Origin of the sequence: Klebsiella sp. CN_Kp091 (assembly GCF_040065095.1) — a bacterium.
Lineage (GTDB): Bacteria > Pseudomonadota > Gammaproteobacteria > Enterobacterales > Enterobacteriaceae > Klebsiella > Klebsiella aerogenes.
The window spans coordinates 1-13,864 of sequence record NZ_JBEAIO010000049.1; the positions used below are offsets into that span (position 1 = coordinate 1).

The 13,864-nt window shown below is 49.5% G+C and carries 11 protein-coding genes; 7 read left to right on the forward strand and 4 right to left on the reverse strand.

What is annotated here, in order from left to right:
* Nucleotides 1-214 precede the first annotated feature (214 nt).
* Both purU and ABLV17_RS20555 read right to left on the reverse strand, forming a co-directional pair.
* On the reverse strand, nucleotides 215-1,057 hold the full coding sequence (gene purU, locus ABLV17_RS20550) for a formyltetrahydrofolate deformylase (protein ID WP_087857947.1): 843 nt from the start codon (nucleotides 1,055-1,057) through the stop codon (nucleotides 215-217).
* 44 nt (nucleotides 1,058-1,101) lie between these two features.
* Entirely contained in the window at nucleotides 1,102-1,560 is a 459-nt protein-coding gene (locus ABLV17_RS20555) for a YchJ family protein (protein WP_113374297.1), read from the reverse strand.
* Nucleotides 1,561-1,670: 110 nt separating this feature from the next.
* Between ABLV17_RS20555 and rssA the strand changes: the two genes are divergently transcribed.
* From rssA to galU, 3 genes are all read left to right on the forward strand, one after another.
* Nucleotides 1,671-2,570 (forward strand): patatin-like phospholipase RssA, encoded by a 900-nt coding sequence (rssA, locus tag ABLV17_RS20560; RefSeq protein WP_113374163.1) that lies wholly within the window; start codon nucleotides 1,671-1,673, stop codon nucleotides 2,568-2,570.
* A gap of 89 nt (nucleotides 2,571-2,659) precedes the next feature.
* Complete coding sequence (gene rssB / locus ABLV17_RS20565; protein ID WP_213316728.1) at nucleotides 2,660-3,673, forward strand: two-component system response regulator RssB; 1,014 nt, start codon at nucleotides 2,660-2,662, stop codon at nucleotides 3,671-3,673.
* A 198-nt stretch (nucleotides 3,674-3,871) separates the two neighbouring features.
* Nucleotides 3,872-4,774: a UTP--glucose-1-phosphate uridylyltransferase GalU gene (gene galU / locus ABLV17_RS20570; protein WP_045397556.1), complete on the forward strand. Its 903-nt coding sequence runs from the start codon at nucleotides 3,872-3,874 to the stop codon at nucleotides 4,772-4,774.
* Between the two features lie 124 nt (nucleotides 4,775-4,898).
* Here the strand turns inward: galU and hns are convergent, their stop codons facing one another.
* The gene (gene hns, locus ABLV17_RS20575) at nucleotides 4,899-5,306 is read right to left on the reverse strand and encodes a histone-like nucleoid-structuring protein H-NS (protein WP_004103116.1); all 408 of its coding nucleotides are present in this window, start codon (nucleotides 5,304-5,306) and stop codon (nucleotides 4,899-4,901) included.
* 546 nt (nucleotides 5,307-5,852) lie between these two features.
* On the opposite strand from hns, the gene tdk reads away from it, so the two are divergent.
* Nucleotides 5,853-6,473: a thymidine kinase gene (tdk, locus tag ABLV17_RS20580; protein WP_045397553.1), complete on the forward strand. Its 621-nt coding sequence runs from the start codon at nucleotides 5,853-5,855 to the stop codon at nucleotides 6,471-6,473.
* A gap of 185 nt (nucleotides 6,474-6,658) precedes the next feature.
* On the opposite strand, the gene adhE is transcribed toward tdk, so the two are convergent.
* Nucleotides 6,659-9,337 carry a bifunctional acetaldehyde-CoA/alcohol dehydrogenase gene (gene adhE, locus ABLV17_RS20585; protein ID WP_087857943.1) on the reverse strand — a complete coding sequence of 893 codons (2,679 nt, stop codon included), beginning with the start codon at nucleotides 9,335-9,337 and terminating at the stop codon, nucleotides 6,659-6,661.
* A 478-nt stretch (nucleotides 9,338-9,815) separates the two neighbouring features.
* Between adhE and ABLV17_RS20590 the strand changes: the two genes are divergently transcribed.
* The 3 genes from ABLV17_RS20590 to oppB all read left to right on the forward strand — a co-directional run bounded on the left by ABLV17_RS20590 (nucleotide 9,816) and on the right by oppB (nucleotide 13,853).
* A complete protein-coding gene (locus ABLV17_RS20590; RefSeq protein WP_045397549.1) occupies nucleotides 9,816-10,463 on the forward strand; it encodes a YchE family NAAT transporter in 648 nt (215 codons plus the stop codon).
* 753 nt (nucleotides 10,464-11,216) lie between these two features.
* The gene (oppA, locus tag ABLV17_RS20595) at nucleotides 11,217-12,848 is read left to right on the forward strand and encodes an oligopeptide ABC transporter substrate-binding protein OppA (RefSeq protein ID WP_045397547.1); all 1,632 of its coding nucleotides are present in this window, start codon (nucleotides 11,217-11,219) and stop codon (nucleotides 12,846-12,848) included.
* An 84-nt stretch (nucleotides 12,849-12,932) separates the two neighbouring features.
* Entirely contained in the window at nucleotides 12,933-13,853 is a 921-nt protein-coding gene (gene oppB / locus ABLV17_RS20600) for an oligopeptide ABC transporter permease OppB (protein WP_015367069.1), read from the forward strand.
* The last annotated feature ends 11 nt before the right edge of the window (nucleotides 13,854-13,864 follow it).

Sequence of the window (13,864 nt, forward strand, 5' to 3'; positions counted from 1 at the left end):
AGTCGATGACGGCAGATTTACAGTCTGCTCCCTTTGGCCGCTCGGGAACCCCACCACGGGGTAATGCTTTTTACTGGCCTGCTCCCTTCTCGGGAAGCGGGGCGCATCATACCAAATGACGCGCCCCTGTAAAGCATTCCTTTGACAAAATTAAACTGGTTGCCTGATTTTTACGCGTAACGCCGTAAAGCTAACCAATTCATTTCGCTGTTGATTAAAGAATGATCGTCCGGTTGCCGTAAACAAAGACGCGCTGCGCCAGTACCTGATATAGCGCACGGCTTAAGACGTTTTTTTCAACGTCACGGCCCGCGCGCATCATATCTTCGGCGGTATAGGTATGATCGACGTGAATCACGTCCTGCATGATGATTGGGCCTTCATCCAGATTATCATTCACATAGTGGGCGGTGGCGCCAATGATCTTCACGCCGCGCTCATAGGCCTGGTGATACGGACGCGCGCCGATAAACGCCGGCAGGAACGAGTGGTGAATATTAATGATTTTGTTCGGGAAACGAGCGACAAACGCCGGAGTAAGCACGCGCATGTACTTTGCCAGTACCACGTAGTCCGGATCGTGGGCGGCTATCGCATCGCCCATCTGCTGGTCGTGCTCTTCGCGGCTCAATCCTTCATGGCTCACCAGCTCAAAGGGAATACCGAAACGTTCCACCAGCGTGCGCAGCGTTTCATGGTTGCCGATAACCGCGGCGATCTCGACATCCAGCCCGCCGTAGTTGGCTTTCATCAGCAGATCGCCGAGACAGTGCGCTTCTTTAGTGACCAGAATCACCACCCGGCGACGGCCGGCCGGGTTGAGTTCACGGATTGAACCTTCCGGCAGCGCGCTATCGAGGTCGGCCAGCAGAGTGGCGTCGTTAAAGATACCTTCGAGCTCGGTACGCATGAAGAAACGACCGGTACGGTGGTCGACAAACTCATTGTTCTGCACGATGTTTAACTCGTGCTTGTAGCAGATATTCGTGATACGCGCGATGAGGCCTTTCTGATCAGGGCAAATGGTGCGTAGTACTTTACGTTGTAATGAATGCATCGCGGGGGAAATCCTGTTGTGTTTGCAATTGCTGATGCCGGGCCTTATTGGCCGCAGCATTTTTTAAATTTTTTACCTGAACCGCAAGGGCAGGGGTCATTACGGCCAATTAATGGTCGGGTGCCGTCAATATAGTACCACTGTCCGTTTTCTTTTAAGAATCTGGAACGTTCAATAATCGCGCCGGGACGGTTATCTTCAGTAAAGCGAGCGATAAAGCTGACGAAGCCTTCATCGGGGCTACGCCCGTTATCGGTAGCGAAAACGGTTAAACCGAGCCACTGCGTGTTAGCAAAGCCTTTTTCGATATCGGCGCGAAAACGTGGTGCTTCACAGCCTGGATGCCAGGTTTTGATTAAATAATCGACATCTTTCATCACGAATGCGCTATAACGGGAACGCATCAGCTGTGACGGGCTCGGCGCAAGCTGACCGCCAGTCAGATATCGCTGGCAACATGAGCTATACTCGAGAGCGCTGCCACAGGGGCATAATTGCGACAAAATCGCCTCCATGGAAAAGAATAACGGCGCCAGAGCGCCAAAGTGCATTATGTTAACTGAGCGATGGCGCTAATGTCATGCTCGGAGTGGAAGGATATGTATCTGTACTAATGAGAAAGTTGAAGATTGGTTTAGCGCTAGGGGCTGGCGCCGCGCGCGGTTGGTCGCATATCGGCGTGATAAAAGCGCTGCATCGGGCAGGAATTGATGTCGATGTAGTGGCGGGATGTTCTATTGGTGCCTTAGTCGGTGCGGCATACGCCTGCAATCGTCTCCCTGCGTTGGAAAAGTGGGTTAGCTCCTTTAGCAACTGGGATGTGCTGCGATTGATGGATCTCTCCTGGCGGCGCGGCGGTTTGTTACGCGGCGAGCGGGTGTTCAATCAATACCGGCAAATTATGCCCGTTGCGCAAATTGAAGAGTGCGAACGTCGTTTTGCCGCCGTGGCGACTAACCTGAGTACCGGGCGAGAATTATGGTTTACGGAAGGTGACCTGCACATGGCGGTCCGCGCTTCTTGTAGTATGCCTGGCCTGATGTCGCCGGTGATGCATAACGGCTACTGGCTGGTAGATGGCGCGGTGGTCAATCCGGTTCCGGTCTCGCTAACGCGAGCCTTGGGGGCGGATATTGTGATTGCCGTTGACCTCCAGCATGACGCCCATCTTATGCAGCAGGACCTGTTATCAATCGAATCGCCGCGCCCGGAGCCGATAGAAGAGCTAAGTTGGCATTCCCGCCTGCGATCCCGGTTGGGGAGAATGAGCTCTCGCCGTACGACAATAACCCCCACGGCGATGGAGATTATGTCTACCTCGATTCAGGTGCTGGAAAACCGTCTGAAACGTAATCGTATGGCAGGCGATCCGCCAGATATCCTGCTACAGCCGTTTTGTCCGCAAATTTCCACTCTTGATTTTCATCGTGCTGGCGAAGCGATGGCCGCAGGACAGCTGGCCGTTGAGAAAAAAATGGATGAATTATTACCCTTGGTGCGCACTTCCGCGTAGCGCACTTGTCCAACACTTAAGTAAATTCTGACAGGCGATAGCGTGAATAGCGTGCCACTATTTAATTATCGTCAGCCAGGGGAGAGAACATGACGCAGCCATTGGCGGGAAAACAGATTCTGATAGTTGAAGACGAACCCGTTTTCCGCTCTCTTCTGGATAGCTGGCTCACTTCACTGGGGGCGACCATCCGCCAGGCGGAAGACGGCATTGAGGCGCTGCAGCAAATCGCGATTTCGAAACCGGATCTGATGATTTGTGATATCTCGATGCCGAGAATGAACGGCCTGGAGCTGGTTGAACAGGTTCGCAACCAGGGTGAACAACTTCCTATTTTGATGATTTCCGCGACCGAAAACATGGCGGACATTGCCAAAGCGCTGCGTCTTGGCGTGCAGGACGTCTTACTGAAGCCGGTAAAAGATTTTAATCGCCTGCGTGAAACGGTGTATGCATGTCTCTACCCGACAATGTTTAGTTCTCGAGTAGAAGAGGAAGAGCGATTATTTGAAGACTGGGATGCGTTAGTTAGCGATCCCCTGGCGGCGTCAAGGTTATTGCAGGAGCTTCAGCCGCCGGTACAGCAGGAGATATCTCATTGTCGCATTCATTACCGCCAGCTTATCTCTGCAGATAAACCGGGGCTGGTGCTGGATATTGCGCCGTTATCAGAAAACGATCTGGCGTTTTATTGCCTGGATGTTACCCGTGCCGGTGATAATGGCGTTCTGGCTGCATTATTATTACGCGCTTTGTTTAATGGCTTGCTGCAAGAACAGCTCGCTCATCAGGGGCAGCGCCTGCCGGAAATGGGCGCATTGTTAAAACAAGTTAACCAATTACTCCGTCAGGCCAATTTACCAGGTCAATTCCCATTGTTGGTTGGTTATTATCACAGCGGATTAAAAAATTTGATTCTGGTTTCTGCAGGTCTTAACGGCACGTTGAATACCGGTGAGCATAAAATACAAATTAGTAACGGCGTTCCGTTAGGAACGTTGGGCAACGCATACCTCAACCAAATTAGCCAGCGCTGTACTTCATGGCAGTGCCAAATTTGGGGCGCGGGGGGACGTTTACGACTGATGTTGTCTGCAGAATGAACAATTCTATCTATTTTTAGTAGGTGGGATTACCGGGCCTACATTTCCGGTGGTACTATCACTGCGTTTTATGCGTAAAAGTCCTAATTCGAGGGTATCCAAACCTTTTCAGACCAGGTTTAACTGATCAGACTGATATACTCGATGCGTTATTTATTGACGATTAAGTTCAAAAAACGAACAGTCCAGGAGATTTCAATGGCTGCCCTTAATTCTAAAGTAAGAAAAGCTGTTATCCCGGTAGCGGGATTAGGCACCAGGATGCTACCCGCCACCAAGGCTATTCCGAAAGAAATGCTGCCACTGGTAGATAAACCATTAATCCAATATGTTGTTAACGAATGTATCGCCGCTGGGATTACTGAAATTGTTCTGGTGACACACTCTTCGAAAAACTCTATTGAAAACCATTTCGATACCAGCTTCGAACTCGAAGCGATGCTGGAAAAACGTGTAAAACGTCAGCTTCTGGAAGAAGTTCAGTCTATTTGTCCGCCGCACGTTACCATCATGCAGGTACGTCAGGGGCTGGCTAAAGGTCTGGGTCATGCGGTGCTGTGCGCGCATCCCGTTGTCGGCGACGAGCCGGTTGCGGTTATTCTGCCGGACGTTATTCTGGACGAATATGAGTCCGATCTGACCCGTGATAACCTGGCGGAAATGATTGCTCGCTTTGACGAAACGGGCGCCAGCCAGATCATGGTTGAGCCAGTTGATGACGTTACGGCTTATGGTGTTGTTGATTGCAAAGGCGAAAGCCTGCAGCCTGGCGAAAGTGTGCCGATGGTTGGCGTTGTTGAGAAGCCGAAGGCAGACGTCGCGCCATCTAATCTGGCGGTTGTCGGCCGTTATGTACTGAGCGCCGATATTTGGCCGCTGCTGGCTAAAACCCCTCCGGGAGCCGGCGATGAAATTCAGCTGACTGATGCTATTGATATGCTGATCGAGAAAGAGACCGTGGAAGCCTACCACATGAAAGGCAAAAGCCATGACTGCGGTAATAAGCTCGGTTATATGCAGGCCTTCGTAGAATATGGCGTTCGCCATAAGACTTTGGGCGAAGACTTTAAAGCCTGGCTTGAGCAAGCTGTCGCGAAGTAATATTCGTCGCCAGAACAACCGGGTCGCCTGATAGCGATCCGGTTTTTTTATGCCTGATACTTTAGCGCGTAGCGATAAAAAAAATCCCGCCGAAGCGGGATTTTTATATCAAGCATAAAGCTAATTAGAGCAGGAAATCGTCCAGTGTTTTACCTTGCTCATCCATTGCTTTCTTGATGACTGCCGGAGTACGACCCTGGCCAGTCCAGGTTTTAGTTTCGCCGTTTTCATCAACGTAGCTGTATTTAGCCGGACGTGCAGCACGTTTAGTTTTGGTGCCAGCTTTAACTGCCGCCATGGTGCTCAGCAGTTCATTCGGATCAATACCGTCAGCGATCAGCATTTCGCGGTACTGTTGCAGTTTACGAGTACGCTCTTCAATTTCTGCAGCAGCGGCGCTTTCTTCTTCGCGACGTTCGTTAACAACAACTTCTAATTTTTCCAGCATCTCTTCAAGCGTTTCAAGGGTGCATTCTCTTGCCTGCGCACGAAGAGTACGGATGTTGTTCAAAATTTTAAGTGCTTCGCTCATTGTAGTAATCTCAAACTTATATTGTGGGGTGGTTTGTTGAAGTAATAATAGAGCGATAAAATCAGATGTGCAATAGGGGAGAATGTAAGGAATTCAAAATTACTTGTTATTTGTCTGGTTGATTAAATAATTTAAGTTAAATTTTCGCGCGACCTCACATCTTCTCGCTTATAGCTTAAGCATACGCACTGGCGCTAAAACCATGAGTCAGGATGATTTTCCCGCGTTTCGAGAGTAAATTTATACTTCACGTGGATAAATATCGCTCTTCAGTTTTAGCGCATTAGTTACGGTGATGCTTAATATAAATTGGCGGCCAAAACCCATTATAGTTGTCCGGAGAATGGCGGTTTAAGCACAAAACGACAATGATTTGTATCCGCTGGCGCGGCGACAGTGGTGCCTGACGCTATTCATTCGCTGGCCGTTTCATTTTTTGTAAAGCATTATCAGCCTGCCAGCAATACCCCCTGTGAAAGCACGGTCGGCTCGGTAATATATGATACAATTGCGCGGTAAAACACATTGATTGGGGTTACGCAGCCGATGGCACAACTTTATTTTTACTATTCTGCAATGAATGCCGGTAAGTCTACCGCGCTGTTGCAGTCTTCGTACAATTACCAGGAACGAGGGATGCGTACCGTCGTTTATACCGCTGAAATTGACGACCGTTTTGGTTCTGGCAAAGTGAGCTCGCGAATCGGGCTCTCTTCGCCGGCGCGGCTGTATAATCCTCAGACGTCGTTATATGCCGATATCGCGTCGGAGCATGCCCGCCAGCCCATTCATTGCGTGCTGGTGGACGAGAGCCAGTTCCTGACCCGTGAACAGGTCCACGAGCTCTCTGAAGTGGTGGATGAGCTCGATATCCCGGTATTGTGCTACGGATTGCGTACGGACTTTCGCGGTGAGTTATTTAGCGGTAGTCAGTATTTGTTAGCATGGTCAGATAAGCTGGTTGAATTAAAAACGATTTGCTTCTGTGGGCGAAAGGCAAGCATGGTTTTACGTCTTGATCAGGAAGGGCGCCCGTACAATGAGGGGGAGCAGGTAGTTATTGGCGGTAATGAGCGCTACGTTTCCGTCTGTCGTAAGCATTATAAAGAGGCGCTGAATATCGGTTCGTTAACCCAGGTGCAAAGTAAGCTGCGTCACTGCGAATAATTCTTTAATTTCATTACCTTCAGGCGCCTATATGGCGCCTGTTGTCTTTTATGGAATCGGTTCCTGTATTCAGATATTACCAGGTTTATTGTCTTTTGTAGTTCTGTAGGCAAACGTTAATAAAGTATGAAAATAAAAAAAAGCCCCATCAATAGATGGGGCTTCGTTCATATCAATGCCGTGAATTAAGCGGATTTTTTCGCTTTTTTCTCTGCTTTGACTGGAGCGGCTTCTTTTTTCACAGCCGCAGCTTCGCCTTCGACAAAGTCACGACCGTAGTAGGTATCCAGCAGAATCTGTTTCAGCTCGGCGATCAGAGGGTAGCGCGGGTTAGCGCCGGTGCACTGGTCATCAAAGGCGTCTTCAGACAGCTTATCAACGTGAGCCAGGAAGTCAGCTTCCTGAACGCCGGCTTCGCGGATAGATTTCGGAATACCCAGTTCAGCTTTCAGGCTTTCCAGCCATGCCAGCAGTTTCTCGATTTTCGCAGCAGTGCGGTCGCCCGGAGCGCTCAGACCCAGGTGGTCTGCGATCTCGGCGTAACGACGGCGCGCCTGCGGACGGTCATACTGACTGAATGCAGTCTGCTTGGTCGGGTTGTCATTCGCGTTATAGCGGATAACGTTGCAGATCAGCAGGGCGTTTGCCAGACCGTGCGGAATGTGGAACTGCGAGCCCAGTTTGTGAGCCATTGAGTGGCACACGCCCAGGAAGGCGTTAGCAAACGCGATACCAGCGATAGTGGCGGCACTGTGCACACGTTCGCGGGCTACCGGGTTTTTAGAACCTTCATGGTAAGAGGCCGGCAGATACTCTTTCAGCAGTTTCAGCGCCTGCAGAGCCTGACCATCGGAGAATTCAGAGGCCAGTACGGAAACGTAAGCTTCCAGGGCGTGAGTCACGGCATCCAGACCACCGAAGGCACAGAGAGACTTCGGCATATCCATGACGAGGTTGGCATCGACAATCGCCATATCCGGAGTCAGCGCGTAGTCGGCCAGCGGATATTTCTGTCCAGTTGCATCGTCGGTTACCACGGCGAACGGGGTAACTTCAGAACCGGTACCGGAAGTGGTGGTAATGGCAACCATCTTGGCTTTGACGCCCATTTTCGGGAACTTGTAGATACGTTTACGGATATCCATAAAGCGCAGCGCCAGTTCTTCGAAGTGGGTTTCCGGGTGCTCATACATGACCCACATGATTTTGGCAGCATCCATCGGGGAACCGCCGCCCAGCGCGATGATTACGTCTGGTTTGAAGGAGTTGGCCAGATCCGCGCCTTTACGCACGATGGTCAGCGTTGGGTCAGCTTCAACTTCAAAGAATACTTCGGTTTCTACGCCAGCCGCTTTCAATACGGAAGTGATCTGGTCTGCATAACCGTTGTTGAACAGGAAGCGGTCAGTCACAATCAGCGCGCGTTTGTGACCATCAGTAATCACTTCATCCAGTGCGATTGGCAGTGAGCCACGACGGAAGTAGATAGATTTCGGAAGTTTATGCCACAACATGTTTTCAGCTCGCTTAGCAACGGTTTTCTTGTTGATCAGGTGTTTCGGACCAACGTTTTCAGAGATGGAGTTACCACCCCAGGAACCACAACCCAGAGTCAGGGAAGGTGCGAGTTTGAAGTTATACAGGTCGCCGATACCACCCTGAGAAGCCGGGGTGTTGATCAGGATACGCGCGGTTTTCATCATCTGGCCGAAGTAGGCCACGCGAGTCGGCTGGTTGTCCTGGTCGGTGTACAGGCAGGAGGTATGGCCGATACCGCCCATGGCGACCAGTTTTTCTGCTTTATTGACCGCGTCTTCGAAATCTTTCGCACGGTACATTGCCAGCGTCGGGGACAGTTTTTCGTGAGCGAACGGTTCGCTTTCGTCAACGTCGGTAACTTCGCCGATCAGAATCTTAGTGGTGGCCGGCACGGTGAAGCCCGCCAGTTCGGCGATTTTTGCCGCTGGCTGACCAACGATAGCCGCGTTCAGCGCGCCATTTTTCAGGATAATGTCCTGAACGGCTTTCAGTTCTTTGCCCTGCAGCAGGTAGCCGCCGTGGCTGGCAAAGCGTTCGCGAACGGCATCGTATACAGAGTCAACGACGACGACAGACTGTTCAGAAGCACAGATAACGCCGTTATCGAAGGTTTTTGACATCAGTACGGACGCTACTGCGCGTTTAATATCGGCAGTTTCATCGATAACAACCGGCGTGTTGCCTGCGCCAACGCCGATAGCTGGTTTACCAGAACTATAAGCGGCTTTAACCATACCTGGGCCACCGGTGGCGAGGATCAGGTTGATGTCAGGGTGGTGCATCAATGCATTAGACAGTTCTACTGAAGGTTGGTCGATCCAACCAATCAAATCTTTCGGCGCGCCTGCGGCAATCGCCGCCTGCAATACAATATCCGCCGCCTTGTTAGTTGCGTCTTTAGCACGCGGGTGCGGAGAGAAGATGATGGCGTTACGCGTCTTCAGGCTGATCAGCGATTTGAAGATTGCCGTTGAGGTTGGGTTGGTAGTCGGGACGATACCGCAAATAATACCGATTGGTTCAGCAATGGTGATGGTACCGAAAGTGTCGTCTTCAGACAGGACGCCACAGGTTTTTTCATCTTTATAGGCGTTGTAGATATATTCGGAGGCGAAGTGGTTTTTGATCACTTTATCTTCAATAATACCCATGCCGGATTCGGCAACGGCCATTTTTGCGAGAGGGATTCGAGCATCTGCAGCGGCCAGAGCGGCGGCACGGAAGATCTTATCAACTTGTTCTTGAGTGAAACTGGCATATTCACGCTGGGCTTTTTTTACGCGCTCTACAAGTGCGTTAAGTTCAGCGACATTAGTAACAGCCATAATGCTCTCCTGATAATGTTAAACTTTTTTAGTAAAACAGTAGCTCGATTCGACATTATAGACAGGCTGTTAACAGCTTGCATGTAAATGTTAACGTAAAGATTTCTAACGCTTTGAACATACTGATTTACTAAAAAAGCTTTGTCTTACTACGCACTCAGGTACTTCGGCCTTTCACTCTGTTGGTGTAGCCAAGATTACTCACTTCTGAGTATGAATTACGTGATTTGGATCAATATTTGGCGATGCTGATACCTTTCAGCAGGGCAATAATTGACCAGTTAAATCATGAGGAGTGATAAGGTATGCATATTTAATGAATAAAGCGCATACATTAAACAAATATATAACAAATAAAATCAATCAGCCGCGGCTGCATATTTGAGATGAATTGTGGCTATGAAAAGGGTATCTTCTGCCAAATTAATTCGTACTGACGCTGTCAACAGCCTTTTTTAATGGTGCTGCGGAGTTCACTGTGACCCTACCGTTGTTTGATTTCGCTGTTTATTTTAAATTTTTTATCGGCCTGTTCGCGCTGGTCAATCCGGTCGGCATCATTCCGGTTTTCATTAGTATGACCAGTTATCAGACGGCGCTGGTACGTAATAAGACGAATCTGACGGCTAACCTGTCGGTGGCTATCATCCTCCTTACCTCGCTTTTCCTCGGTGATGGAATCTTGCAAATTTTCGGCATCTCAATTGATTCTTTCCGTATCGCGGGGGGGATCCTGGTGGTGACTATCGCCATGTCGATGATCAGCGGGAAACTCGGCGAGGATAAACAAAACAAACAGGAAAAGTCGGAGACGGCCATTCGTGAAAGCATCGGTGTCGTACCGTTAGCGCTGCCTTTAATGGCGGGGCCGGGGGCGATAAGTTCCACGATCGTGTGGGGCACGCGTTATCACTCAATTGCCCATCTGATCGGTTTTTCAATCGCCATTGCGCTGTTTGCCGCCTGTTGTTGGGGAATCTTTCGCATGGCCCCATGGTTGGTCAGATTGCTGGGGCAGACCGGAATTAACGTCATTACGCGTATAATGGGTCTGTTGCTGATGGCTTTAGGGATCGAGTTTATCGTCACCGGGATTAAAGCGCTGTTTCCTGGATTAACAGGGTGACTGACGCAGCAGACGCGGGGCGCTGAGCCTCGCGTTTGAAAGATTATTAGCAAAACTTATTCCTGTCGTTGCTATAAATGGTAAGCGATAACTTTTGCTGATAATGATTTTATTTTATATTTATCATATTGTTAGTTGTTTTTATTCTATCTCGTCAGACTGTTTTTCTCCCCTCATCACTGTTATTTTTGTCACATCATTCTCTGGCGCTTGCTGTCAGATCATCGAAATGATATTAGTAATTTCTTCGAGACAGCAGATTAATGTGCTAAAAATTAGACAATTGTTAAATTTTTGTGCAAAAAAGCAACTTTGCGTACAGAGCGGGAACGTAAAACGACAGGGCGTTCCTATCAGTTTGATTTTAAACGATATTTTTGCTTTTTAAACGTCATAAGTCTCAGGTTAAGCACGGTAAAAAAAACAATAAAAGAGAATCTGGTAACATATTTGCAAATTGCATTGGCGGACAAGAAACCGTTTTGGTACTTTCCGGCCTGATCGCTAACTAAATAATGTGCACAAATGAGAATTATTATTACATAACTCATTGTGCCGGCATTCCCCCTCTGGACAGGGGATAAAGAATCGACGTCAAGGCTGCCGTTTGAGCGGTCGTAATAAATAAGTCGGTGATAGCAAGCAGTAGAATCTGACAGCGGCAAAGACTCCTGCACTGTACAGAATCCCTATAAGGGAAAAATAACAGGCTGGTTAAATAACCAGTAATTATAATGAGTGGAGTAACAACACATGACCATCATCACTAAAAAAAGTCTGGTAGCGGCGGGAATTTTATCTGCGCTCATCACCGCAAATGTTGCTATGGCAGCTGATGTCCCTGCCGGGGTGCAACTGGCGGATAAACAAACGCTGGTACGTAATAACGGGGCAGAGGTGCAATCTCTGGATCCGCATAAAATTGAAGGTGTACCGGAGTCCAACGTTAACCGCGATCTGTTTGAAGGGTTAGTGATTGGCGATCTTAACGGCCATCCAGTTCCGGGCGTTGCCGAATCGTGGGATAACAAGGATTTTAAAGTCTGGACTTTCCATATTCGCAAAGATGCCAAATGGTCCGACGGTTCACCGGTTACCGCGCAAGATTTCGTTTATAGCTGGCAGCGTCTGGCCGACCCGAAAACGGCATCACCTTACGCCAGCTATCTCCAGTACGGCCATGTGGCTAACGTCGATGAGATTATTGCCGGCAAAAAACCGGCAACCGATCTCGGCGTCAAAGCAATCGATGACAAAACGTTTGAAGTCACGCTGAGCGAACCGGTCCCGTATTTCTATAAACTCCTCGTCCATCCATCCGTTTCTCCAGTACCAAAAGCCGCCATCGAAAAATATGGCGAGAAATGGACGCAGCCTGCGAATATCGTCACCAACGGCGCCTATAAATTAAAAGACTGGGTGGTGAACGAACGTATCGTGCTCGAGCGTAATACGAATTACTGGGACAACGCCAAAACCGTTATTAACCAGGTAACTTACCTGCCAATTTCTTCTGAAGTTACCGATGTCAACCGCTACCGCAGTGGCGAAATCGACATGACTTATAACAACATGCCGATTGAACTGTTCCAGAAGCTGAAAAAAGAGATCCCGAAAGAAGTTCACGTCGATCCTTATCTGTGTACTTATTATTACGAAATCAATAACCAGAAAGCGCCATTTACCGACGTACGCGTCCGTACCGCGCTTAAGCTGGCGCTGGATCGCGATATTATCGTTAATAAAGTGAAAAACCAGGGCGATCTGCCGGCTTACAGTTATACCCCGCCATACACCGATGGCATGAAACTTGTTGAACCGGAGTGGTTCAAATGGTCTCAGGACAAGCGTAATGAAGAAGCGAAAAAATTGCTGGCGGAAGCCGGCTATACCGCTGATAAGCCGCTGACCTTTAACCTGCTGTATAACACCTCTGATTTACATAAAAAACTGGCTATCGCCGTGGCGTCCATCTGGAAGAAAAACCTTGGCGCTAACGTTAAGCTGGAAAATCAGGAGTGGAAAACCTTCCTCGATAGCCGTCATCAGGGCACCTTTGACGTCGCGCGCGCCGGCTGGTGCGCTGATTACAATGAGCCGACATCGTTCCTGAACACCATGCTCAGCGACAGCTCTAACAACACGGCGCATTATAAGAGCCCGGCATTCGATAAGATCATCGGCGATACTCTGCAGGTCACCGATGAAGCGAAACGCGCCGAGCTGTACGCGCAGTCCGAACAACAGCTGGATAAAGATTCCGCGATTGTTCCTGTTTACTACTATGTGAACGCACGCCTGGTTAAACCGTGGGTTGGCGGTTATACCGGTAAAGACCCGTTGGATAATATTTACGTGAAGAACCTTTATATTATCAAACATTAATGGCAAGACGTGGGGCAGGCTGAGCTTGCCCCACCGTGTCTGAATTCATCGCACTCGATAGGCACAGGCCAGAAGGTACGGGCAATGTTAAAATTCATATTACGTCGCTGTCTGGAAGCGATTCCGACGCTATTTATTCTTATTACTATCTCTTTCTTCATGATGCGCCTCGCGCCGGGCAGTCCTTTTACCGGTGAACGCACGCTGCCGCCGGAAGTCATGGCGAACATTGAAGCGAAATATCATTTAAACGACCCCATCATGACCCAGTACTTCAATTATCTGAAGCAACTGGCGCACGGTGATTTCGGTCCTTCCTTCAAATATAAAGATTATTCGGTGAACGATCTGGTTGCATCAAGCTTCCCGGTTTCCGCCAAATTGGGCCTTGCAGCCTTCTTATTAGCCGTGATTCTTGGCGTTAGCGCCGGGGTTATTGCCGCTTTAAAACAGAATACCAAATGGGACTACGCGGTGATGGGGGTGGCAATGACCGGCGTCGTCATACCGAGTTTCGTGGTGGCGCCGCTGCTGGTGATGATTTTCGCCATCACGCTGCACTGGCTGCCTGGCGGCGGCTGGAACGGCGGGGCGCTGAAATTTATGATCCTGCCGATGGTGGCGTTATCGCTGGCCTATATTGCCAGTATCGCCCGTATCACCCGCGGTTCAATGATTGAAGTTTTGCACTCTAACTTCATCCGCACCGCGCGGGCGAAAGGCCTGCCGATGCGCAGAATTATCTTCCGCCACGCGCTGAAGCCTGCGTTGTTGCCGGTGCTTTCCTATATGGGCCCGGCGTTCGTTGGCATTATCACTGGCTCAATGGTTATCGAGACAATTTACGGCCTGCCGGGTATTGGCCAGTTATTCGTCAACGGCGCGCTTAACCGCGACTACTCGCTGGTGCTCAGCCTGACGATTCTGGTCGGCGCGCTGACCATTCTGTTTAACGCGATCGTCGACGTGCTGTACGCCGTCATCGATCCGAAAATTCGCTACTGAAGCCGGAGTTC